This is a genomic window from Pseudomonas thivervalensis (assembly GCF_001269655.1).
GTDB lineage: Bacteria > Pseudomonadota > Gammaproteobacteria > Pseudomonadales > Pseudomonadaceae > Aquipseudomonas > Aquipseudomonas thivervalensis.
In genome coordinates this window covers 122,238-144,784 of the sequence record NZ_LHVE01000013.1, presented here as the reverse complement: position 1 = coordinate 144,784, position 22,547 = coordinate 122,238, and the positions used below count along the sequence as shown (strand labels likewise).

Below are 22,547 nucleotides of genomic sequence, written 5' to 3'. Positions count from 1 at the left end.
TGTCCAGACAAAAAAAGGCCCGCCGGATTAACCGTGCGGGCCTTTTGCATGACGAATCGTTATCAGTGCTTGCTGTCCTGGTCCGACATCGCCAGCAATTGCTTTTCCTGGTTCCAGTCGAAAGGCTCATCGTTTTGCTCGGCTTCGAAACGACGTTCTTCCAGGGTCTGGTACAGGGCGATTTCTTCGTCGGGCATGTAGTGCAGGCAGTCACCGGCGAAGTACCAGAGCAGGTCGCGAGGCACCAGGTGAGCGATCTGTGGGTATCGGACGATCACCTGGCACAGCAGGTCCTGACCCAGGTACTGGCTTTCGATCGGGTCGACGGGCAGTTGCGCGCGCAACTCGTCGAAGCGCTCCAGGAACAAGGCGTGGCTTTCTTCGGGCACCTGTTCGGCCTCACCTACGGCGACCAGGATGCTGCGCAAATGGTCAAGCAAGACAAGGTGATCGGCAACGATGTTGGACACGAGATAAGTCCTCAAGAGCAAAACGGGCGCAGGAGTATAAAGCCCTTGCGCCTGCTTTTGTAGGTAAAGAGCTATAGGTGAAGAGCTATAGGTCACGAGCGTACCAGGCCGTCAGGATCAACGGACCTTGTCCTGCGCCAGCGTCAGCTCGGCCTTATCGAAATCATCCACATCGATGACCTTGCGCCTCGCCGCCTCGGCCGCACGCAAGGTCTGCGCTTCGCCGGCTTGCAGCACACCGGCCTCCAGGGCCGCATCGATAAGGGGTTCGCCAGGGGCCGGGTTGAGCTGCCCCTGCTTGAGCGCACCGTGCAGTTTCTTGTGCAGCGGATGGGCGGCAGCCAGCAGATCGGCGGCGTGTTGCAGGGCGCCCACCGGATCGTCGGTCGATTGCGGGCGATAGCAGCCCCGCAGCAACTCTTCGAGGGTCGGGTCACCCTTGGGCCGGCCGATAACCGCAGCCACTTCGGCGTCGAGCCTGTCGCTCGGTCCCTTGTGACGGCGGCCGAAGGGGAACACCACCAACCGCAACAGGCAACCCAGCACGCGGTTCGGAAAGTTGCCCAGCAGTTCATCCAGCGCACGCTCCGACTGGCCGAGGCTTTCCTCCATCGCCCAGGTGAACAACGGCGCCATGTGGTCCGGCGAATCCAGGTCGTGATAACGCTTGAGCGCGGCGGACGCCAGGTACAGGTTGCTCAAGACATCGCCCAGGCGGGCCGACAAGCGTTCGCGGCGTTTGAGTTCACCGCCCAGCAGCATCATGCTCAAGTCCGCCAGCAGGGCGAATGCCGCGGCCTGTCGGTTGAGGGCGCGGAAATAACTTTGGCTCAAGGCATTGCCGGGGGCCTTCTCGAAATGCCCCAGGCCCAGGTTGAGCACCAGGGTACTGGCGGCGTTGCTGACGGCAAAACCGATGTGCTTGAGCAACAAGGCATCGAACTCGACCAGTGCCTGGTCCTTGTCTTCACGGGTTGCCAAGGCCATTTCCTTGAGCACGAACGGATGGCAACGAATGGCGCCCTGGCCGAAGATCATCAAGTTGCGCGACAGAATGTTCGCGCCTTCGACCGTGATGAAGATCGGCGCACCTTGCCAACTGCGACCCAGGTAATTGTTCGGGCCCATGATAATGCCCTTGCCGCCGTGTACATCCATGGCGTGGCTGATGCACTCGCGACCGCGCTCGGTCAGGTGGTACTTGAGAATGGCCGACAGCACCGAGGGTTTTTCCCCCAGGTCCACCGCGTTGGCCGTCAGCATGCGTGCCGCATCCATCATCCAGGCGTTGCCGCCGATGCGTGCCATGGCTTCCTGGATGCCTTCGAACGCCGACAACGGTACGTTGAATTGTTCGCGCACCTGAGTGTACTGGCCCGTCACCAGGCTGGTGAACTTCGCGGCACCGGTGCCCACCGCCGGCAGGGAAATCGAGCGCCCGACCGACAGGCAGTTCATCAGCATCATCCAGCCTTTGCCGAGCATGGCCTGGCCGCCGATGAGGAAGTCCAGCGGGATGAATACGTCCTTGCCCCAGTTCGGCCCGTTCATGAACGCGGCGCCGAGAGGCAGGTGACGACGGCCGATATGCACGCCAGGGGTGTCGGTGGGAATCAAGGCGAGGCTGATGCCCAGGTCTTCTTCGTCACCCAGCAGGTGGTTGGGGTCATACGCCTTGAACGCCAGACCCAGGAGGGTGGCCACCGGGCCGAGGGTGATGTAGCGCTTTTCCCAGTTCAGGCGCAGGCCGAGGGTTTCCTGGCCTTCCCATTCACCCTTGCAGATGATGCCGGTGTCGGGCATCGCCCCGGCGTCGGAGCCGGCCAGCGGCCCGGTCAGGGCGAAGCAGGGAATGTCATCGCCTCGGGCCAGGCGTGGCAGGTAATGGTTGCGTTGTTCGTCGGTGCCGTAGTGCAGCAGCAGCTCCGCCGGGCCAAGGGAGTTGGGGACCATTACGGTGGAGGCCAGGTCGCCGCTGCGCGTGGCCAGCTTCATCGCGACCTGGGAATGGGCATAGGCAGAGAAGCCCTTGCCGCCATATTCCTTGGGAATGATCAGCGCGAAGAACCCGTGCTCCTTGATATGGGCCCAGGCTTCAGGCGGCAGGTCCATGGCCTGGCCGATCTGCCAGTCACTGACCATTGCGCAGAGGGCTTCGGTGGGACCATCGAGGAAAGCCTGCTCCTCCTCGGTCAGTTGCACCTTGGGGTAGGCCAGCAGCAGATTCCAGTCCGGGCGGCCGCTGAACAGTTCGCCGTCCCACCACACCGTGCCGGCATCGATGGCGTCGCGCTCGGTCTCGGACATGGGGGGCAGGGTTTTCTGGAACCAGTCGAACATTGGCGCACTGAAATATTTGCGGCGCAGGTCCGGCAGCAGCAGCGGCGCGGCGATGGCTGCGAGTACCACCCAGAGGATCAGCATCAGCCAGCCGGGCGCATGGCTGAAAATGCCCATGGCCAACAGGTAGACCGCGACGATACCCAGCGCGGGCAGCGGGTCGGTGCGCCGATGCGCCAGCCAGGCGATCCCGACGACCAGGACCAGTATCCACAACAACAGCATATGTAATCCTCCGTGAACCAAGGCAAAACCGACCTTCAGAGCTTAGACGGCATCTGCAAAACCGGCGGTCAGCGCGATGTGATTGATTTCGTGGGAAACCCTGGATGTATTGCGCCAGTCTGGTTGGCAACAGCCGTGGGAAATCGTTCGTTAACAAGGTGAGAAAACGCCATTGTTTGGCCGGAATGCCGTTATCACTGGGCTGGGGCTGTGGGTAGACTCGTGGCAAGCCCTCCCGTAGGAGCTGCCGAAGGCTGCGATCTTTTGATCTTGATCTTTCGCTTGCGACTCAACTGTCTGGGACAAGATCGCAGCCTCGTTGCACTCGACAGCTCCTACGGGCTGTGATGTTTCCCGAGAGGTCTTCCTTCTATGCAGCAATACCTGAACCCCGGTCGCTTCATCGACAGCGACCACCCCGCGGTCATCGACTTCGCCGAAACCCACCGCGGCACCGACCACGACCCGCGTGCCCAGGCGGTCAGCCTGTATTACGCCGTGCGCGAGGCGGTGCGCTACAACCCCTACACCTTCAGCCGCGACCCGGCGACCCTGCGCGGCAGCTACGCGCTGGCCTCAGGCGAAAGCTATTGCGTGCCCAAGGCCACCTTGCTCGCTGGTTGCGCCCGGCATTGCGGCATCCCGGCGCGCATCGGCCTGGCGGATGTGCGTAACCACCTGTCCACCCCGCGCCTGCTGGAGTTGCTCAGGAGCGACGTGTTCGCCATGCACGGTTATACCGAGCTGTACCTGAACGACCGCTGGGTCAAGGCCACGCCGGCGTTCAACCAGGCTTTGTGCGAGTTGTTCGACGTGGCCCCGCTGGAGTTCGACGGGCGCCACGACAGCGTCTTCCACCCGTTCAATCGGCAAGGGGCGAAGCTGATGGAGTACGTCACCGAGCACGGCCAGTTCGCCGATGTGCCCGAGGATTTTTTCTTCGAACACTTGGAGAAGTGCTATCCACATCTGTTCGCCGAGCAGGTACCGCTCCTGCTTGGCGACATGCAGGGCGATTTGAGTCGCGCCTGATCCGGCGTATGCTGCTGCGGCATTTATCCATCGAGGACGCCGTGATGCTGAAGATTTGGGGCCGGAAAAATTCATCGAATGTGCGCAAGGCGTTGTGGTGCGCAGAAGAGCTCGGGCTGGCCTACGAGGCCATCGATGCTGGCGGGGCATTCGGTGTGGTGGACACGCCCGAGTACCGCGCGAAAAACCCCAACGGCCGCGTGCCGATGATCGAGGATGACGGTTTCGTGCTGTGGGAATCCAACACCATTGTGCGTTACCTGGCGGCTCGCCATGCGTCGGGTTCGGCCTGGTATCCCGCTGACGTACAGGCTCGGGCCAAGGCGGAAAAGTGGATGGACTGGACCACCTCCAGCTTTGCCGCACCGTTTCGCACGGTGTTCTGGGGCGTCTTGCGTACCCCGGCCGAACAACAGGACTGGGCGGCCATCAACGCGGCGATCAAGGAATGTGACGACTTGTTGGCGATGGTCGAGCAGACCTTGAGTGAACAGCCTTACCTGTCGGGTGATGAAATCGGCATGGGCGATATTCCCCTGGGCAGTTTCATTTATGCCTGGTTCGAGATGCCCATCCAGCGCGCCGAGCGACCGGGTGTGAAGGCCTGGTACGCACGGTTGCAGGAGCGTCCGGCCTACCGCAAAGCCGTCATGACCGCGTTGACTTAATACTTACTATCGACACACTTGACTGTACTTGTGCGGCGACGCCAAGCACCATTGCCTCCGTGCGCTGTGGTTGTATTGCTCGCCGCCCGCCCTTATCTATTCTTTTCTTCCCTCCCTCTTGGTGCGTAATCCGATATGAGTTCCGCTCTGTCCATCCGGCAGTTAACCAAAACCTACGGCAACGGTTTCCAGGCCTTGAGTGGTATCGATCTGGATGTCGCCGAAGGTGATTTCTTCGCCTTGCTCGGCCCTAACGGTGCCGGCAAATCCACCACCATCGGCATTCTTTCCACGTTGGTGAACAAGACCAGCGGCACGGTGAATGTCTTTGGTCACGACCTGGACCGCGAGCCCGCCGCCCTCAAGCGTTGCATCGGCGTGGTGCCCCAGGAGTTCAACTTCAACCAGTTCGAAAAGACCTTCGACATCGTCGTGACCCAGGCCGGTTACTACGGCATCCCGCCGAAGGTCGCCAACGAGCGCGCCGAGCAGTACCTGACCCAACTGGGCCTGTGGGACAAGCGTGACGTGCCGTCCCGCTCGCTGTCCGGCGGCATGAAGCGTCGGCTGATGATCGCCCGCGCGCTGGTGCATGAGCCGCGCCTGCTGATCCTCGACGAGCCCACCGCCGGCGTGGACATCGAGCTGCGTCGCTCGATGTGGAGTTTCCTGACCGAGCTGAATCAGAAAGGCATCACCATCATCCTCACTACCCATTACCTGGAAGAGGCTGAGCAGTTGTGCCGCAACATCGGCATCATCGACCACGGCACCATTGTCGAGAACACCAGCATGCGCCAGTTGCTCAGCCAACTGCATGTGGAAACCTTCCTGCTGGACCTGAAAAGCGACCTGACGGCCGCCCCCCAGCTCATCGGCTATCCGGCTCGCCTGGTGGACAGCCACACCCTGGAAGTACAGGTGGACAAAGCCGTGGGCATCACCGGGTTGTTCACCCAACTGGCCCTGCAAAACATTGAAGTACTGAGCTTGCGCAACAAAACCAATCGCCTCGAGGAGTTGTTCGTGTCCCTGGTGGAGAAGAATCTGGCGAAGGTGGCGGTATGAGCATGAGTTCCGAGCTGCGCCCCAACCTCATCGCCCTCAATACCATCGTTTACCGTGAAGTCCGGCGCTTCATGCGGATCTGGCCACAGACCCTGCTGCCGCCGGCTATCACCATGGTCCTGTACTTCGTGATCTTCGGTAACCTGATCGGCCGACAGATCGGCGATATGGGTGGCTTCACGTACATGGACTACATCGTGCCGGGGCTGATCATGATGTCGGTGATCACCAACTCCTATGGCAACGTGGTGTCGAGTTTCTTCGGCAGCAAGTTCCAGCGCTCGATCGAAGAGTTGATGGTCTCGCCGGTGTCGCCCCATACGATCCTCATCGGCTACACCTTGGGTGGCGTACTGCGCGGTTTGGCGGTGGGCTTGATCGTGACCCTGCTGTCGTTGTTCTTCACCGATCTGCAAGTGCATCACCTGGGGGTGACGGTCTTGGTGGTGGTGCTCACGGCCACGATCTTTTCGCTGCTGGGGTTCATCAACGCCGTGTTTGCGCGCAATTTCGATGACATTTCGATCATCCCGACATTCGTGCTCACGCCGCTGACCTACCTGGGCGGGGTGTTCTACTCGATCTCCCTGTTGCCACCGTTCTGGCAGACCGTGTCCCTGGCCAACCCGGTGCTGCACATGGTCAACGCGTTCCGCTACGGCATCCTCGGGGTGTCGGACATCAAGATCAGCATCGCCATCACGTTCATGCTGGTGGCGACCGTGGTGCTCTACATCGGTTGCGCGCGGTTGCTGGTCAGCGGACGCGGGATGCGCACCTGACCCGGCATATGTTTTGACTGATATATCGCCATCGTCGGATCGCCGCCCGGAGCAGGCTCGCTCCCACATTGAAATGCATTCTCCTGTGGGAGCGAGCCTGCTCGCGAAGAGGCCAGCAAGAACACCACAAAAAAGGCCTCCATTCCCAGGAGGCCTTTTTGCATCTCACATCCGGCTTTTCTTGCGTCGCCGCCACTGTCGCGCCACCCACCAGCGCCAGTAACTCATGGTGACGAAGTAGGCCAGGGCGCCGAGCACCAGGCCGGTCACCACTGAACCGAGCAGGAACGGCTGCCACAAGGTGGACAACTGGCCGCTGATCCATTCCCAGGTCAGTTCTTCGGGCAGCGTCCGGGCGGGCACGTCCATCAACCAGGCGCCGGTCTGATAGGTGCAGAAAAACACCGCCGGCATGGTGATCGGGTTGGTCAACCACACCAGGCTCACGGCGATCGGCATATTGCCGCGCACCGTGACGGCCAGCGCGGCGGCCAGCAACATCTGCAACGGGATTGGCAGGAACGCGGCAAACAGGCCAACGGCCATCGCGCGGGCCACGGAGTGCCGATTGAGGTGCCAAAGGTTGGGATCGTGCAGCAGGGTGCCGAGAAAACGTAAGGATTTATGTTCCCGAATGCTCTCTGGGTCTGGCATGTAACGTTTGAATAGGCGCCGGGGCATAAGGCTTCTCGGTCGGTTCAACGCAGTAAAGCCGCAAGTATGTCTGGATTCTACGGCTGGCAGATTCAGACTTTGTGACAATTGATAACGCCGGCGGTGCCGCGGACCGTCTATGCCTGAAGAGGGCACTCTCAAGGACGGGTTATGCGCACAGGGTTAGTTGCGCTTGCACTGGGGCTGGTGGCCCCGATTTTCTTATCGGCACTGCCGCCGTTGTGGCTGGTTGCAGTCATGCCGGTGCTGGCGCTGATGGTGTTGCCGTTTCGCGCCTACCCGCTGGGCTTCTTCCTATTCGGGCTGGCCTGGGCGTGCCTGTCGGCGCAGTGGGCGCTGGACAATCGATTACCCGTCGCCCTGGACGGAGAAACCCGCTGGATCGAAGGGCGCGTCGTCGGTCTGCCGCAACAGGGCGACGGCGTGGTGCGCTTCGAACTGGCTGCTGCCCATTCACGTCGGACTCGATTGCCGACGACGATGCGCCTCGCCTGGTTCGGTGGCCCGCCCATCAACAGCGGCGAACGCTGGCGATTGGCAGTGAAGCTCAAGCGGCCCGCCGGGTTGCTGAACCCGCACGGCTTCGACTATGCCGCCTGGTTGTTGAGCCGCGGCATTGGCGCGACCGGTACCGTCAAGGACGGGCGTCTCCTGCAAGCGGCCCGGGGCGCCTGGCGTGATGAGGTGCGCCAGGCGCTGGCACAGGTCGACGCCCATGGCCGCTCCGGTGCGTTGGCGGCATTGGTCCTGGGCGACGGCGGCGGGCTGAGTCGCGAGGACTGGCAGGTTTTGCAGGACACCGGCACCGTCCATTTGCTGGTGATTTCCGGCCAACATATCGGCCTGCTTGCCGGCCTGGTGTACCTGCTGGTGGCTGGCGCGGCGCGTCATGGCCTGTGGCCGGCGGGGCTGGCGTGGTTGCCTTGGGCCTGTGCGCTGGCCTTCTGCGCGGCCCTGGGCTATGGCTTGCTCGCCGGGTTCGAGGTACCGGTGCGACGGGCCTGCGCGATGATCGGCCTGGTGTTGCTGTGGCGCTTGCGCTTCAAACAGCCCGATCCGTGGTGGGCCTGGCTGCTGGCTTTCGCCGGAGTGCTGGTGTTCGATCCGCTCGCCAGCCTGCGGCCGGGGTTCTGGTTGTCATTCGCGGCGGTTGCCATCTTGATGTTCACCTTTGGTGCTCGCCTGGGCCCCTGGCGCTGGTGGCAAACCTGGACCCGGGCCCAATGGCTGGTGGCGGTCGGCCTGTGTCCGTTGCTGTTGATCGTGGGCTTGCCGGTCAGTCTCAGCGGGCCGCTGGTGAACCTGCTTGCGGTGCCTTGGATCAGCCTGCTGGTGTTGCCGCCAGCGCTGCTCGGCACGGCATTGTTACCGATACCGCTCATCGGTGAAGGCCTGTTGTGGATCGCCGGTGGGTTGCTCGATCTGCTGTTCAAGGGGCTGGCGCTGGTGGCCGGGCGAATGCCCGCCTGGGTGCCTGTTGCGGTCCCGCCCTGGGCCTTGGGCATCGCAGCCCTGGGGGCTTTTTTGCTGCTACTGCCCAAAGGCGTGCCGCTGCGTGTGCTGGGGTGGCCGATGGTCTTGCTGATGGTGTTCCCGCCGCGAGAGAACCTGCCGCCAGGGCACGCCGAGGTCTGGCAACTGGACGTGGGCCAAGGGCTGGCGGTGCTGGTGCGCACCCGGCATCACACCTTGCTTTATGACGCCGGGCCGCGCTTTGGCGAGGCCGATGTGGGTGAACGCGTGGTGCTGCCGACCTTGCGCAAGCTCGGTGTGCACGGCTTGGACCTGATGCTCCTCAGCCATGCCGACGCCGATCATGCCGGCGGCGCCCAAGCCGTGCGCAAGGGACTGCCGACGAGGGAGGTGATCAGTGGCGATCCCGACGCGCTGCCCGCCGAGTTGTTGGCCGGGCCTTGCGACAGCGGCAGGCGCTGGGAATGGGACGGGGTCGGGTTCGAGCTGTGGCGGTGGACGTCTGCCGTCGACAGCAACCAGACGTCCTGCGTCTTGCTGGTGGAGGCCGGTGGCGAGCGTCTGCTGCTGACCGGCGATATCGACACCCGCGCCGAACGCGCCTTGCTCGACGGGCCCCTGGCGCTGCCGATCCAGTGGCTGGCGGCGCCTCATCACGGCAGCCGCAGCTCGTCGTCGATGGCGCTGCTGTCGCGCCTCAAGCCGCATTCGGTGTTGATCTCCCGAGGGCAGGGCAACGCGTTCGGTCATCCCCATCCCCAAGTGATGGCCCGCTACCGCCGCTTGGGCCTGGCGATCTACGACAGCGCCGAGCAGGGCGCCATTCGTCTGCTACTGGGTGCTTTCGAGTTGCCGCGCACCGAGGCCGGGCACCGACGCTACTGGCGCGATCCGCCCGCCGTCGGGCCGCCGGGGCAACATTGATCCAGGACAATCGGCTGATGCGCTTATCGGCGGGGCGGGTCTGCAAGGCGAGTCTGTGTGATAAAGTGGCGCACTTTTTCGAGGGGGCGGTCACTGTGTGGGAATTGGTCAAATCCGGCGGCTGGATGATGTTGCCGATCATTCTGAGTTCCATCGCGGCACTGGGTATCGTTGCCGAACGCCTGTGGACCCTGCGCGCCAGTCGCGTGACCCCGGAACATCTGCTCGGGCAGGTCTGGGTCTGGATCAAGGACAAGCAACTGAACAAGGACAAGCTCAAGGAGCTGCGGGCCAGCTCGCCGCTGGGGGAGGTCCTCGCTGCCGGCCTGGCGAACTCCAAGCATGGTCGCGAGATCATGAAGGAGTGCATCGAGGAAGCCGCCGCCCGGGTCATCCATGAACTGGAACGCTACATCAATACCTTGGGCACCATCGCCGCCATGTCCCCGCTGCTGGGCCTTTTGGGTACGGTGCTGGGCATGATCGACATCTTCAGCGCGTTTACCGGCTCCGGCATGAGCACCAACGCCGCAGTACTGGCGGGGGGTATTTCCAAGGCCCTGATCACCACCGCCGCCGGCCTGATGGTGGGTATTCCAGCCGTGTTTTTCCATCGGTTCCTGCAACGCCGCGTCGACGAGCTAGTGGTGGGCATGGAGCAGGAAGCCATCAAGCTGGTCGAGGTAGTGCAGGGTGACCGTGACGTGGACCTGGCTGGGGGCAAGAAGTGAAATTCCGCCGCAAGCCACGGGAAAACATCGAGATCAATCTCGCGTCGCTGATCGACGTGGTGTTCATCCTGCTGCTGTTTTTCGTCGTGACCACCACGTTCACCCGGGAAACCCAGCTCAAGGTTGAATTGCCGCAAGCCGTCAGCGGCTCGCCGGCCGAAGACCAGCAACTGAAGAACCTGGAAGTCACCATCAGCGCCGAAGGGGCGTTCTCGGTGAATAACCAGTTGTTGCCCAAAAGCGACCTGGCGAGCCTGATCGAGGCCCTGCAGAAAGAGTCTGGCGGCGATACCAACCTGCCGCTGTCCATCAGCGCCGACGGCAAGACCCCTCATCAATCGGTGATCACCGCCATGGACGCGGCCGGCAAGCTCGGTTTCAGCCATCTGCGCATGACCACGGTCGAGGCGGCGCCCGCACCCTGATGGCCATGTCCGATCGATTGCTCGCCGCGTGGTACGAAGGTCACCCGGCCCTGACCCTGCTACGCCCACTGGAGTGGTTGTACCGGCGGGTGGTGGTGGGCAAGCGCAAGCGTTTCCTGGCGGGTGAAGGCCAGATCTATCAGCCGCCCGTGCCGTTGGTCGTGGTCGGCAATATCACCGTCGGCGGCACCGGCAAGACCCCGTTGATCCTGTGGCTGATCCAGCACTGCCAGCGCAGCGGCTTGCGGGTCGGGGTGGTCAGCCGCGGCTACGGCGCCAAACCGCCGCAACTGCCGTGGCGGGTCGCGGCCGAGCAGGGCGCCGACGTCGCGGGCGATGAGCCGCTGTTGATCGTCCAGCGCACGGGCGTGCCGCTGATGATCGACCCCGATCGAAGCCGCGCGGTCCAGGCGCTGCTGGAGAGCGAACCGCTGGACCTGATCCTGTCCGACGATGGCATGCAGCATTATCGATTGGCCCGCGACCTTGAGCTGGTGCTGATTGATAACGCCCGTGGCCTGGGCAACCGGCGTTGCCTGCCCGCCGGACCGTTGCGTGAGCCGGTCGAGCGCCTGCAATCGGTCGACGCCGTGCTGTACAACGGTGCCAGTGCCGACCGCGAAGACGGTTTCGCCTTCCAATTGCGTCCCACCGAACTGGTGAACCTGGTCAGCGGCGAGCGCTGTCCCCTCGACCATTTTCCACCCGGCCAGGCCCTGCACGCCGTGGCCGGCATCGGCAACCCGCAGCGTTTCTTCAAGACCCTCGAAACGCTACACTGGCGGCCCATACCGCACGGGTTTGCCGACCACGCCGAATACAGTGCCCAGGCGTTGAGTTTCACGCCATCGTTGCCGCTGGTCATGACGGAAAAAGACGCGGTCAAATGCCGTGCCTTCGCCGCGCCCGACTGGTGGTACCTGGCGGTGGACGCCGTGCCATCGCCGGCCTTCGCGGCCTGGTTCGATACGCAGTTGATGCGCCTGTTGCCGGATCGGCTCTTGCCTTAAAACCTTTACCCTGGGGAATTTCATGGACACCAAACTGCTCGATATTCTGGCCTGCCCGGTCTGCAAAGGCCCGCTCAAGCTCAGCGCCGACAAGACCGAACTGATCAGCAAGGGCGCCGGCCTGGCCTACCCGATTCGCGACGGTATCCCGGTGATGCTCGAAAGCGAAGCCCGCACCTTGACCACTGATGAGCGTCTGGACAAATGACCGCCGCCTTTACCGTTGTCATTCCGTCGCGCTTCGCCTCGACGCGCCTGCCCGGCAAGCCGTTGCTGTTGATCGCTGGCAAGCCGATGATCCAGCACGTCTGGGAACAGGCCTGCAAAAGCAGCGCCCAGCGCGTGGTGGTGGCGACTGACGATGCGCGCATCGTCGAGGCCTGCAAGGGCTTTGGCGCCGAGGTCGTGCTGACGCGCGAAGACCACAATTCCGGCACCGACCGCCTGGCGGAGGTCGCGGCGAAGCTCGGTCTGGCCGCCGACGCGATCGTCGTCAATGTGCAAGGTGACGAGCCGTTGATCCCGCCGAGCGTGATCGATCAGGTCGCCACCAACCTCGCGGCCCACACCGAAGCGCGCATGGCGACCCTGGCCGAGCCGATCGAAGATGTGCAGACCTTGTTCAACCCCAACGTGGTCAAGGTGGTCAGCGACCTCAATGGCCTGGCATTGACCTTCAGCCGTGCGACGTTGCCCTGGGCGCGGGATGCCTTCGCCCAAGGCCGCGACGTGCTGCCGCAAGGCGTGCCGTACCGCCGTCACATCGGCATCTATGCCTACCGCGCCGGTTTCCTCCAGGACTTCGTCGCCTGGGGCCCGTGCTGGCTGGAAAACACCGAAGCCCTGGAGCAACTGCGGGCCCTGTGGCACGGCGTGCGGATCCATGTCGCCGATGCGCTGATCGCCCCGCCGACCGGCGTCGACACCGCCGAAGACCTTGAGCGCGTTCGTCGCCTGCTGGAGGCCTGATGCGGGTCCTGTTCGTCTGCCTCGGCAATATCTGCCGTTCGCCCACCGCCGAAGGCATCTTGCGCCACAAGTTGCGCGAGGCCGGGCTGGCCGGGCAGGTGGAAGTCGCTTCCGCCGGCACCGGTGACTGGCACGTCGGCAAGGCGCCGGACAAGCGCAGCCTGGCTGCCGCGCTGAAGCGTGGCTACGACTTGTCGGCGCAGCGCGCGCAACAAGTGACGCGGGCCGATTTCGCCGCCTACGACCTGATCCTGGCGATGGACAGCAGCAACTTGCGCAATCTCAAGGCCCTGCAACCGGCCAATGGCAGGGCCGAGCTGGATCTGTTCCTGCGGCGCTACGAAGCCGAACTCGACGATGTGCCGGACCCGTACTACGACGGCGAGCAGGGTTTCGAGCAGGTGCTGGACTTGATCGAGCGCGCCACGGATCGCTTGGTGATCGAATTGAAGGGGCGGTTATGACCTTGCAGGTACGGGCGGGTGTCAGCCTCAAGCCCTTCAACAGCTTTGGCGTGGACGTCGCTGCCCGCTTGTTCGCCGAGGCCCACGACGATGACGATGTTCGTCAGGCGCTGGCCTATGCTCGCGAACATGCCGTGCCGTTGCTGGTGATCGGCGGCGGCAGCAACCTGTTGCTGACCGGCGACATCGACGCTTTGGTGGTGCGCATGGCCAGCCAGGGGATCCGCCTGCTCAGCGATGACGGCGAACGGGTGGTGGTCGAGGCCGAAGCCGGGGAACCCTGGCATCCCTTCGTCCAGCACACGCTGGCGCAAGGTTGGTCGGGCCTGGAAAACCTCAGCCTGATTCCCGGTACCGTCGGTGCGGCACCGATGCAAAATATCGGCGCCTACGGTGTAGAGATCAAGGATGTCTTCGCTGGCCTCACCGCGCTGGATCGCCAGACCGGCGAACTGCACGAGTTCACCCTGGAAGAATGCCGTTTCGCCTACCGCGACAGCCTGTTCAAGCAACAGGCCGGGCGCTGGTTGATCCTGCGGGTGCGTTTCGCCCTCAGTCGTGCCGCACACTTGCACTTGGAGTACGGCCCGGTCCGCCAGCGATTGACCGAACAGGGCATCGATCAGCCGACGCCTACGGATGTGAGCCGGGCCATTTGCAGCATCCGCAGCGAAAAACTCCCCGATCCGGCGGTGCTGGGCAATGCCGGCAGTTTCTTCAAGAACCCGCTGGTGCCGGCCACGCACGTGACGCATCTCAAGCAGCAATACCCTGACCTGGTGGCTTATCCACAGCCTGGCGGGCAGATGAAGATCGCGGCCGGCTGGCTGATCGAACACGCCGGCTGGAAGGGCTTTCGCGAGGGTGATGCCGGGGTGCATAAATTGCAGGCGTTGGTGCTGGTCAACTATGGCAACGCCACGGGCCCGCAACTGTTGGACCTGGCCCTGCGCATCCAGAAAGACATTGCCGAACGTTTCCAGGTCGAACTGGAAATGGAACCCAATCGGTACTGAGCCGGCTTCTCGCCACGCCTGAAAAAACGCCCTGCACACCCTGCGCACGATCATTCGTGCAGGATTGTGCAGGGCGTTTTGCTTGATCCTGGGTTAATTTAGTTCGCTAACGATGCGACCATCGCATCCTAAAGGCCCGATGCAGACGCCTGCGTGCGCTTGCATAAGAGAGCCCGATCAGCCTGAGCCAGTCTGCGCCAACCGAACCGTCAACCCTGCGGCAGATTGCTCGACCCCATAACTCGATCACTATGCGGGCGTGCCCATGATTACCTTGAAACTCAATGGAAAAGACCATCAACTGGATGTGACCGAGGACATGCCGCTGCTGTGGGCTATCCGGGATGTGGCCGGTTACAACGGCACCAAATTCGGCTGCGGCATGGGCCTGTGTGGCGCCTGCACCATCCACATCGACGGCGCCCCGGCGCGCAGCTGCATCACGCCGATCGGCTCGGTGAAAGGGCAGGCCATCAGCACCATCGACGGGCTTCACGCCGACCCGGTTGGGCAAGTCGTGCAGAAGGCCTGGCTGGATACTGCGGTGGCCCAATGCGGTTACTGCCAGGGCGGGCAAATCATGTCCGCGACCGCGTTGCTCAAGACCAACCCCAACCCGAGCGATGAGCAGATCGAAGAAGCCATGGTCGGCAACCTCTGCCGCTGCGGCACCTACAACCGGATCAAGACCGCGATCCGCCAAGCCTCCACTCACCTGAAGGAGGCCAAGGCATGAGCCGCTTGCCCGATGATTTCGTGCTGAGCAACCTCAGCCGCCGCGGTTTCCTCAAGGGCGCGAGCGCCACCGGTGTGCTGGTGCTGGCGGCCACGTGGGGCCTGCCCGACGCCTTTGCCGAAGAAAAGAAATTCGGTGCCGAGGGCATGCCCCATGGCGCGGTCGATGATCCCAAGGTCTATGTGAGCATTGCCGCCGACGGCAGCGTGACCGTGATCTGCAACCGTTCGGAAATGGGCCAGGGCGTGCGCACCAGCCTGAGCATGGTCGTGGCCGATGAGCTGGAGGCCGACTGGGCACGGGTCAAGGTGCAGCAGGCGCCGGCCGATGAAGCACGTTTCGGTAACCAGGACACCGACGGCTCGCGCAGCATGCGTCACTGGTACGAGCCGATGCGCCGTTGCGGGGCCGCCGCCCGGACCATGCTGGAACTGGCCGCCGCTGCGCAGTGGAAGGTGCCGGCGAGTGAATGCCATGCCCAGCTACACAAAGTGCTGCACCAGCCTTCGGGGCGTGAACTGGGCTATGGCGAGTTGGCCGCTGCCGCCAGTGCCTTGCCGGTGCCGGCCCGTGACAGCCTGCGTCTCAAGCAGCCGTCCGAGTTCCGCTACATCGGCAAGGAGGCGAGCCGGGCCATCGATGGCGCGGACATCGTCAACGGTCGTGCCGTGTTTGGCGCCGATGTGCATTTCGACGGCATGCTCTATGCGGTCATCGCGCGTCCGCCGGTCTATGGCGGCAAGGTCAAGAGCGTGGACAGCAGCGCGGCGTTGAAGGTGCCGGGCGTGGTCAAGGTGGTCCAGATCGAGGGACGCCCGCTGCCCTCGGAATTCCAGCCGTTGGGCGGCGTGGCGGTGGTGGCGAAGAACACTTGGGCGGCGATCAAGGGCCGTGAAGCCCTGAAAATCCAGTGGGACGACGGCCCGAATGCCGGTTACGACTCCATTGCCTATCGCAAGGAGCTGGAAGCGGCGGCCCTCAAGCCCGGAAAGGTCGTGCGCAGCAGCGGCGATCTCGACGATGCGCTGGCCAAGGCTGATTCGACGTTGGAGGCCTCGTATTACTTGCCGCACCTGTCCCAGTCACCGATGGAGCCGATGGTTGCCGTCGCCCGGTTCAAGGACGGCCACTGCGAGGCCTGGGCACCGAGTCAGGCGCCGCAGGTGACCCGTGAACGTGTCGCCGAGCGCCTGGGCATTCCGTTCGAGAAGGTCACGGTGAACATCACCTTGTTGGGCGGCGGTTTCGGACGCAAGTCGAAACCCGACTTCGTCGTCGAAGCGGCCGTGCTCGCCAAGGAGTTTCCCGGCCAGGCAGTACGGGTGCAATGGACCCGTGAAGACGATATTCACCACTCGTATTTCCACACCGTATCAGCCGAGTACCTGAAGGCCGGCCTGAATAAGGACGGCATGCCCTCCGGTTGGCTGCACCGCACCGTGGCCCCGAGCATCACGGCGTTGTTCGCGCCGGGCATGACCCATGAAGCGCCGTTCGAAGTGGGCATGGGCGTGACCAACATGGCCTACGCCATTCCCAACCTGCGCCTGGAAAACCCCGAAGCGGTGGCCCATACCCGGGTTGGCTGGTACCGCTCGGTGTCGAACATTCCCCATGGTTTTGCGATCCAGAGCTTCATTGACGAGTTGGCCCACAAGGCCGGCCAGGATCCGTTGAAATACCATCTCAAGTTGCTGGGCCCGGACCGCAAGATCGATCCCAATAGCCTCAATGACAGTTGGAACTACGGCGAATCTCCCGAGCGTTATCCGATTGATACGGCGCGGATCCGCACGGTGCTGGAAACCGCTGCGAAATCTGCTGGTTGGGGGCGCGAGTTGCCCAAGGGGCGGGGTCTGGGGCTGGCGGTGCATTACAGCTTCGTCACTTACGTGGCGGCGGCGATCGAAGTCGAGGTCAAGGACGACGGCACGGTGATCGTGCACAAGGCGGACATCGCCGTGGACTGCGGTCCGCAGATCAACCCCGAACGCATCCGCTCGCAGTTCGAAGGCGCCTGCGTCATGGGCCTGGGCAATGCGATGGTCGGAGAGATCAGCTTCAAGGACGGCAAGGTGCAGCAGGACAATTTCCATATGTATGAAATCGCGCGCATGTCCCTGGCGCCCAAGGAAGTGGCCGTGCACCTGGTCACGCCGCCGGGCGAGGTGCCGTTGGGCGGTGTTGGCGAGCCGGGTGTGCCGCCGATTGCGCCAGCCTTGTGCAACGCGATTTTCGCTGCCACGGGTAAGCGTATCCGCGACTTGCCCGTGCGTTATCAGCTGCAAGGCTGGCAACAGGCCAAGGCCTGATGGACAGCGTCGATCTGAATGTCCTGCGCAGCGTCCTCGAATGGCGCCGCGCCGGGCAGCGGGTGGTGTTGTTCACCGTGGTCCAGACCTGGGGCACCGCGCCCAGGCCGCCGGGGGCGATGCTGGCACTGCGCGAAGATGGCGTGGTGATCGGTTCGGTGTCGGGCGGTTGTGTCGAGGATGATTTGATCGCCCGGTTGCACGACGGCCGTATTCCGGCGGACGGTCCGCCGGTGCAACTGATCACCTATGGCGTTACTCGTGAAGAAGCGGCGCGCTTCGGCCTGCCGTGCGGCGGCACCCTGCGCCTGACCGAAGAGCGGGTGGGCGATCCGCACTGGGTCGCTGAGTTGCTGGAGCGTTGCGAGGCCCATGAAATCGTTGCCCGTGAGCTGACGGTGGCCAGTGGTAACGTGGTCCTGACCCCGGCCAGCAAGACTGATGCCTTGGTGTTCGATGGGCAGGTACTGCGGGCCATTTATGGGCCACGTTGGCGGCTGTTGCTGATCGGCGCCGGGCAACTGTCGCGCTACGTGGCGGAAATGGCCCGGTTGCTGGATTTCGAAGTGCTGATCTGCGATCCGCGCAAGGAGTTTGTCTACGGTTGGGAGGAGCAGCACGGTCGCTTTGTCTCGGGTATGCCCGACGAAGCCGTGCTGAGCATCCAGACCGACGAACGCACCGCCATTGTGGCCCTGACCCATGATCCACGCCTGGACGACATGGCGCTGCTCACGGCCCTGGACTCCAAGGCGTTTTATGTCGGCGCCCTGGGTTCGCGGGTCAACAGCCAGAAGCGCCGGGACAACCTGGCTCAGCTAGGCTTGTCAGCAGAGGCCATTGAACGCTTGCATGGACCGATCGGCTTGCACATCGGCAGCCACACCCCGGCGGAAATCGCCTTGTCGTTGCTGGCGGAAATCGTGGCCATCAAGAATGGCGTGGAACTGCGGCAGAAAAAACCGCTGTAGGCTGTGGGCGAGGAGGGCGTATGCATAAGTCGATTGGCGTGATCATCCTGGCGGCAGGAGCGGGCAGTCGTTTTCGCCGGATTGCGGGCTCCGACAAGGATAAGTTGCTCGCCGATTGCACTGGGCGTGACGGTGCCGTGCGGTCGCTGATCGAGCAGGTGTTGGTGAATCTGCCTGCTTCCCTGGAAAAGCGCGTGCTGGTGACGAGCCAGGACCGGCCGCAAGCCATTCGCATGGCCCAGGCCTATGGCTGCGATTTCGTGGAACTGGACTCCCCCGGCCTGGGCGACAGCATTGCCGCGGGTGTCCAGGCCTGTCCTGATCTTGATGGTTGGCTGATGGTGCTGGGCGACATGCCCTTCATCCTGCCGTCGAGCATCGAGCAGGTGGCGACGGAGATTCGCGAGGATGGCATCAGCGTGCCGGTCCTGGCCGGTGAGTACGGGCATCCGGTGGGGTTTGGTCGCGAGTTTGGGCCGAAACTGATGGCACTGACTGGAGATCGTGGCGCCAAGGTGCTGTTTGCCGGAGCGCAGGTGGTTGAAGTCCCGGTGGACGACCCTGGCGTGACATGGGATGTCGATGTGCCTGAGGCGCTGACCTTCAAATAACAGTTGATATCAGTTTGTGCCTGGGCCCAGTTCCCATACTGGATCTGGGCAGAGCGCGGGCATCGTGGCGAGGGAGCTCGCTCCCGCTCGGCTGCGCAGCAGTCGCAAACCAAGCAATACAGTCGGCCTGGAAGAATGCTGGGGCCAGCTTCGCTGGCCAGCGGGAGCAAGCTCCCTCGCCACAAGAGCGGTTTGTTGGCTGGAATGATCAATCTGTGAGCATCAGAAAAACCTGTGGGAGCGAGCTTGCTCGCGATAGCGGTCCGACATTCAACATTGATACACGCTGACCCGACGCCTTCGCGAGCAAGCTCGCTCCCACATGGATCTTTCGGTGGATAAAGTCTTGTGTCCAGTCCAGTTTCCCCTGTGGATAAGTCTGGAGGCATAAAAAAGCCCCGCCTGGCGGTTACCAGGCGGGGCTTTTTACTGGGCGGTGGAATCAGGCGTGAGGTTTAGGCTCGTGCTCTTTTTCCAAGGCTTCAGTGTGACGCGGTGCGACTTCTTCAGCGGTGTGCTGAGGTTCGTCGAACGTCGGCGCCGATTCAACCGGGGTCTCAGCGACCGGGGCAGGGGCTGCCTCGACGACTTCTTCCACGACTGGAGCAGGCTCGGCAGCAGGCGCTTGAGCGGCGGCTTGTTCGGCTTCCTTCTGCAGACGCTCGGCTTCACGCTTGCGACGACGCACTTCACGTGGATCGTTCGGTGCGCGGCCATTGGCGGTCAGGGCGCTGGCAGGTGCAGGCTCTTCCACCGGGGCAGGGGCTTCGGCAACCACAGGTGCTTCGACCACTGGAGCAGGCTCGACCACTTCTGGCTCGACTGCTTTCACGGGTTCTGGCGTCGGCTCAGGCTCGACAACCGGTGCCGGTGCCGGTGCGGCTGGCTCGGCGGTCCAGTTGAACGCAGTCTGCTCCTCGCGAACAGGCTCGGGTGCCTTTTCCTCGGCCGGTGCTTCGATGACCGGTTCGGCAGCAACCACTGGAGCTTCGACGACCGGCGCAGGCTCGGCGGCGACTTCCGCTTCAGGCTGGGCTTCAGGTGCCGGTGCGAGTTCCACTTCTGGCGAAGCGGTGGCTTCTACCGGAGTCGTGGCTTCGACCACAGGCGCTTCAACCGGCGCGCTTTCCACTGCAGCGGTGGCGCGTTCGGCTTGTTCGTGCGCCTGGGCTTCGGCCGGGGCGCTGATCGCGCTGCTGGCGACGGCCGCAGTCACGGCCAGGCCGGCGGCGAGGTCCGCAGCGCTTGGCGCTTCGGCGTTCTCGTTGGACTCGGACTCTTCCGAACCTTCGATCACGTTGCCGTTGGCGTCGCGCTGACGCTCACGACGGTTGCTGCGACGACGCTGGCCGCGGGAGCGGCGGCGTGGACGATCGCCTTCGGCGGTGTCCTGGCCATCTTCCTGCAACTGCTCTTCGGCGTTCAGCACTTCGTCTTCGCTGGCAGCGGCGGCGGCCTGCTCGGCGCGTGGCTGGCGTTCTTCACGTGGCGGACGCGGTGCGCGTTCTTCACGAGGCTGGCGGGCCGGACGCTCTTCAGCGGTGGCGGCTGCAGCGGTCGGTGCGGCATCCAGAGGCTCACGCAGTTCGCGAACACGTTCTTCACGCTCGCCACGTGGCTTGCGGTCTTCACGCGGTGCGCGCGGCTGGCGTTCTTCACGCGGCGGACGCGGTGCGCGCTCTTCGCGGGCTACGGCTGGCGCTTCCTCACGGGCTTCGCGCGGCTGGCGTTCTTCACGCGGCTCACGTGGCGCGCGCTCTTCACGCGGTGCACGTTCCTCGCGAGGCTTGCGCTCTTCGTCGCGACGACCATTGCGGTTGCGGGTCTGCTGGCGACCATTGCGGCGTTCTTCGTTGCGGGCCGGGCGCTCGGTAGCGGCAGGCTTGGCGGCGACGGCCGGGGCAGCAGGCTCTTCCTTGGTGGCGAACAGGCTGACCAGCGACTTCACCAGGCCTTTGAACAGGCTCGGTTCCGGGGCTGCGGCGGGGGCGGCAACCGGAGCGGCCACTTCGGTTGGCACCGGAGCGTTGGCGCGGGCCGGTGCGGTCTTGACCGCTGCTTCCTGGCGAACCAGGGTGCGAGTGGCGGCGGCCGGCTGGACTTCTTCCACTTCGGCAGCGGCAGCGGCGATTTCGTAGCTGGACTGGTTGGTGTGGGCTTCCGGGCTGTCATCGCGCAGGCGCTGCACTTCGAAGTGCGGCGTCTCGAGGTGATCGTTCGGCAGGATGACGATACGGGCACGGGTGCGCAGTTCGATCTTGGTGATCGAGTTGCGCTTTTCGTTGAGCAGGAACGCGGCCACCGGGATCGGCACCTGGGCGCGAACTTCGGCGGTGCGGTCTTTCAGGGCTTCTTCTTCGATCAGGCGCAGGATCGCCAGGGACAGCGACTCGACGTCACGGATGATGCCGGTGCCGTTGCAACGCGGGCAAACGATGCCGCTGCTTTCGCCCAGGGACGGACGCAGGCGCTGACGGGACATTTCCAGCAGGCCGAAGCGCGAGATACGACCGACCTGTACGCGGGCGCGGTCGGCTTCCAGGCATTCACGGACCTTTTCTTCCACGGCGCGCTGGTTCTTGGCCGGGGTCATGTCGATGAAGTCGATGACGATCAGGCCGCCGATGTCGCGCAGGCGCAACTGACGGGCAATTTCCTCGGCCGCTTCAAGGTTGGTCTGCAGGGCGGTTTCTTCGATGTCGCTGCCTTTGGTGGCGCGCGCCGAGTTGATGTCGATGGACACCAGGGCTTCGGTCGGGTCGATGACGATGGAGCCGCCGGACGGCAGTTCGACGACGCGCTGGAAGGCGGTCTCGATCTGGCTTTCGATCTGGAAACGGTTGAACAGCGGAACGCTGTCTTCGTAGAGCTTGATCTTGCTGGCGTACTGCGGCATCACCTGGCGAATGAAGGTCAGGGCTTCGTCCTGGGCTTCGACGCTGTCGATCAGCACTTCGCCGATGTCCTGGCGCAGGTAGTCGCGGATGGCGCGGATGATCACGTTGCTTTCCTGATAGATCAGGAATGGCGCGGAACGATCCAGCGAGGCTTCTTTGATGGCGGTCCACAGTTGCAGCAGGTAGTCGAGGTCCCACTGCATTTCTTCGCTGCTGCGGCCCAGGCCGGCAGTGCGCACGATCAGGCCCATGTCAGCCGGGGCAACCAGGCCGTTCAGGGCTTCACGCAGTTCGTTGCGCTCTTCGCCTTCGATGCGGCGGGAGATACCACCGGCACGCGGGTTGTTCGGCATCAGGACCAGGTAACGGCCGGCCAGGCTGATGAAAGTGGTCAGGGCGGCGCCCTTGTTGCCACGTTCTTCTTTTTCGACCTGAACGATGACTTCCTGGCCTTCGCTCAGGACGTCCTTGATGTTGACGCGGCCTTCAGGGGCTTTCTTGAAGTATTCGCGGGAGATTTCTTTGAGGGGCAGGAAGCCGTGGCGCTCGGAGCCGAAATCGACAAAGGCAGCCTCAAGGCTTGGTTCGATGCGAGTAATCCGGCCTTTATAGATGTTGGCCTTCTTCTGCTCGCGTGCACCGGATTCGATATCCAGGTCGTAGAGGCGCTGGCCGTCTACCAGTGCAACACGCAACTCTTCGGGTTGAGTTGCGTTAATCAGCATTCTTTTCATGTAGTACCGTCGGT

General features: G+C 63.4%; 20 protein-coding genes. 16 read left to right on the top strand and 4 right to left on the bottom strand.

All coding sequences use genetic code 11. The annotated features are described in order from the left end of the window. Positions 1-62 precede the first annotated feature (62 nt). Complete coding sequence (locus AD659_RS18530; protein WP_053123860.1) at positions 63-470, bottom strand: PA2817 family protein; 408 nt, start codon at positions 468-470, stop codon at positions 63-65. A gap of 117 nt (positions 471-587) precedes the next feature. Next, positions 588-3,035 (bottom strand): acyl-CoA dehydrogenase, encoded by a 2,448-nt coding sequence (locus AD659_RS18525; protein ID WP_053123858.1) that lies wholly within the window; start codon positions 3,033-3,035, stop codon positions 588-590. A gap of 372 nt (positions 3,036-3,407) precedes the next feature. Between AD659_RS18525 and AD659_RS18520 the strand changes: the two genes are divergently transcribed. The 4 genes from AD659_RS18520 (at position 3,408) to AD659_RS18505 (ending at position 6,585) form a co-directional block, all read left to right on the top strand. Continuing rightward, positions 3,408-4,067 (top strand): transglutaminase-like domain-containing protein, encoded by a 660-nt coding sequence (locus AD659_RS18520; protein ID WP_053123856.1) that lies wholly within the window; start codon positions 3,408-3,410, stop codon positions 4,065-4,067. 44 nt (positions 4,068-4,111) lie between these two features. Next, a complete protein-coding gene (locus AD659_RS18515) occupies positions 4,112-4,735 on the top strand; it encodes a glutathione S-transferase family protein (protein ID WP_053124197.1) in 624 nt (207 codons plus the stop codon). Positions 4,736-4,870: 135 nt separating this feature from the next. Beyond that, positions 4,871-5,803 carry an ABC transporter ATP-binding protein gene (locus AD659_RS18510; RefSeq protein WP_053123854.1) on the top strand — a complete coding sequence of 311 codons (933 nt, stop codon included), beginning with the start codon at positions 4,871-4,873 and terminating at the stop codon, positions 5,801-5,803. 2 nt (positions 5,804-5,805) lie between these two features. Continuing rightward, positions 5,806-6,585 (top strand): ABC transporter permease, encoded by a 780-nt coding sequence (locus tag AD659_RS18505; protein ID WP_053124195.1) that lies wholly within the window; start codon positions 5,806-5,808, stop codon positions 6,583-6,585. Between the two features lie 165 nt (positions 6,586-6,750). Here the strand turns inward: AD659_RS18505 and AD659_RS18500 are convergent, their stop codons facing one another. Beyond that, positions 6,751-7,266 (bottom strand): DUF2062 domain-containing protein, encoded by a 516-nt coding sequence (locus AD659_RS18500; protein WP_046063671.1) that lies wholly within the window; start codon positions 7,264-7,266, stop codon positions 6,751-6,753. A 144-nt stretch (positions 7,267-7,410) separates the two neighbouring features. Between AD659_RS18500 and AD659_RS18495 the strand changes: the two genes are divergently transcribed. The 12 genes from AD659_RS18495 to AD659_RS18440 all read left to right on the top strand — a co-directional run bounded on the left by AD659_RS18495 (position 7,411) and on the right by AD659_RS18440 (position 18,902). Continuing rightward, complete coding sequence (locus AD659_RS18495; protein ID WP_053123852.1) at positions 7,411-9,657, top strand: DNA internalization-related competence protein ComEC/Rec2; 2,247 nt, start codon at positions 7,411-7,413, stop codon at positions 9,655-9,657. A 95-nt stretch (positions 9,658-9,752) separates the two neighbouring features. Further along, positions 9,753-10,388 (top strand): MotA/TolQ/ExbB proton channel family protein, encoded by a 636-nt coding sequence (locus tag AD659_RS18490; RefSeq protein ID WP_167352836.1) that lies wholly within the window; start codon positions 9,753-9,755, stop codon positions 10,386-10,388. Then, positions 10,385-10,813, top strand: a complete 429-nt coding sequence (locus tag AD659_RS18485) for an ExbD/TolR family protein (protein ID WP_053123850.1) — start codon at positions 10,385-10,387, stop codon at positions 10,811-10,813. Before AD659_RS18490 ends, AD659_RS18485 begins: the two co-directional genes overlap by 4 nt. Continuing rightward, the gene (gene lpxK / locus AD659_RS18480) at positions 10,813-11,823 is read left to right on the top strand and encodes a tetraacyldisaccharide 4'-kinase (RefSeq protein WP_053123848.1); all 1,011 of its coding nucleotides are present in this window, start codon (positions 10,813-10,815) and stop codon (positions 11,821-11,823) included. Before AD659_RS18485 ends, lpxK begins: the two co-directional genes overlap by 1 nt. 22 nt (positions 11,824-11,845) lie before the next feature. After that, on the top strand, positions 11,846-12,031 hold the full coding sequence (locus AD659_RS18475; RefSeq protein WP_003179363.1) for a Trm112 family protein: 186 nt from the start codon (positions 11,846-11,848) through the stop codon (positions 12,029-12,031). Beyond that, the gene (gene kdsB, locus AD659_RS18470; protein WP_053123846.1) at positions 12,028-12,792 is read left to right on the top strand and encodes a 3-deoxy-manno-octulosonate cytidylyltransferase; all 765 of its coding nucleotides are present in this window, start codon (positions 12,028-12,030) and stop codon (positions 12,790-12,792) included. Before AD659_RS18475 ends, kdsB begins: the two co-directional genes overlap by 4 nt. Then, entirely contained in the window at positions 12,792-13,256 is a 465-nt protein-coding gene (locus AD659_RS18465) for a low molecular weight protein-tyrosine-phosphatase (protein ID WP_053123844.1), read from the top strand. The genes kdsB and AD659_RS18465 overlap by 1 nt, the downstream gene beginning before the upstream one ends. Beyond that, a complete protein-coding gene (murB, locus tag AD659_RS18460; protein WP_053123842.1) occupies positions 13,253-14,272 on the top strand; it encodes a UDP-N-acetylmuramate dehydrogenase in 1,020 nt (339 codons plus the stop codon). The genes AD659_RS18465 and murB overlap by 4 nt, the downstream gene beginning before the upstream one ends. A 265-nt stretch (positions 14,273-14,537) precedes the next feature. Further along, positions 14,538-15,008: a (2Fe-2S)-binding protein gene (locus AD659_RS18455; protein ID WP_053123841.1), complete on the top strand. Its 471-nt coding sequence runs from the start codon at positions 14,538-14,540 to the stop codon at positions 15,006-15,008. Next, positions 15,005-17,320 carry a xanthine dehydrogenase family protein molybdopterin-binding subunit gene (locus AD659_RS18450; RefSeq protein ID WP_053123839.1) on the top strand — a complete coding sequence of 772 codons (2,316 nt, stop codon included), beginning with the start codon at positions 15,005-15,007 and terminating at the stop codon, positions 17,318-17,320. The genes AD659_RS18455 and AD659_RS18450 overlap by 4 nt, the downstream gene beginning before the upstream one ends. Further along, a complete protein-coding gene (locus AD659_RS18445) occupies positions 17,320-18,291 on the top strand; it encodes an XdhC family protein (protein WP_053123837.1) in 972 nt (323 codons plus the stop codon). The genes AD659_RS18450 and AD659_RS18445 overlap by 1 nt, the downstream gene beginning before the upstream one ends. Before the next feature lie 20 nt (positions 18,292-18,311). Further along, a complete protein-coding gene (locus AD659_RS18440) occupies positions 18,312-18,902 on the top strand; it encodes a nucleotidyltransferase family protein (RefSeq protein WP_053123835.1) in 591 nt (196 codons plus the stop codon). A 442-nt stretch (positions 18,903-19,344) separates the two neighbouring features. On the opposite strand, the gene rne is transcribed toward AD659_RS18440, so the two are convergent. Further along, the gene (rne, locus tag AD659_RS18435; protein ID WP_053123833.1) at positions 19,345-22,533 is read right to left on the bottom strand and encodes a ribonuclease E; all 3,189 of its coding nucleotides are present in this window, start codon (positions 22,531-22,533) and stop codon (positions 19,345-19,347) included. Positions 22,534-22,547: the final 14 nt, after the last annotated feature.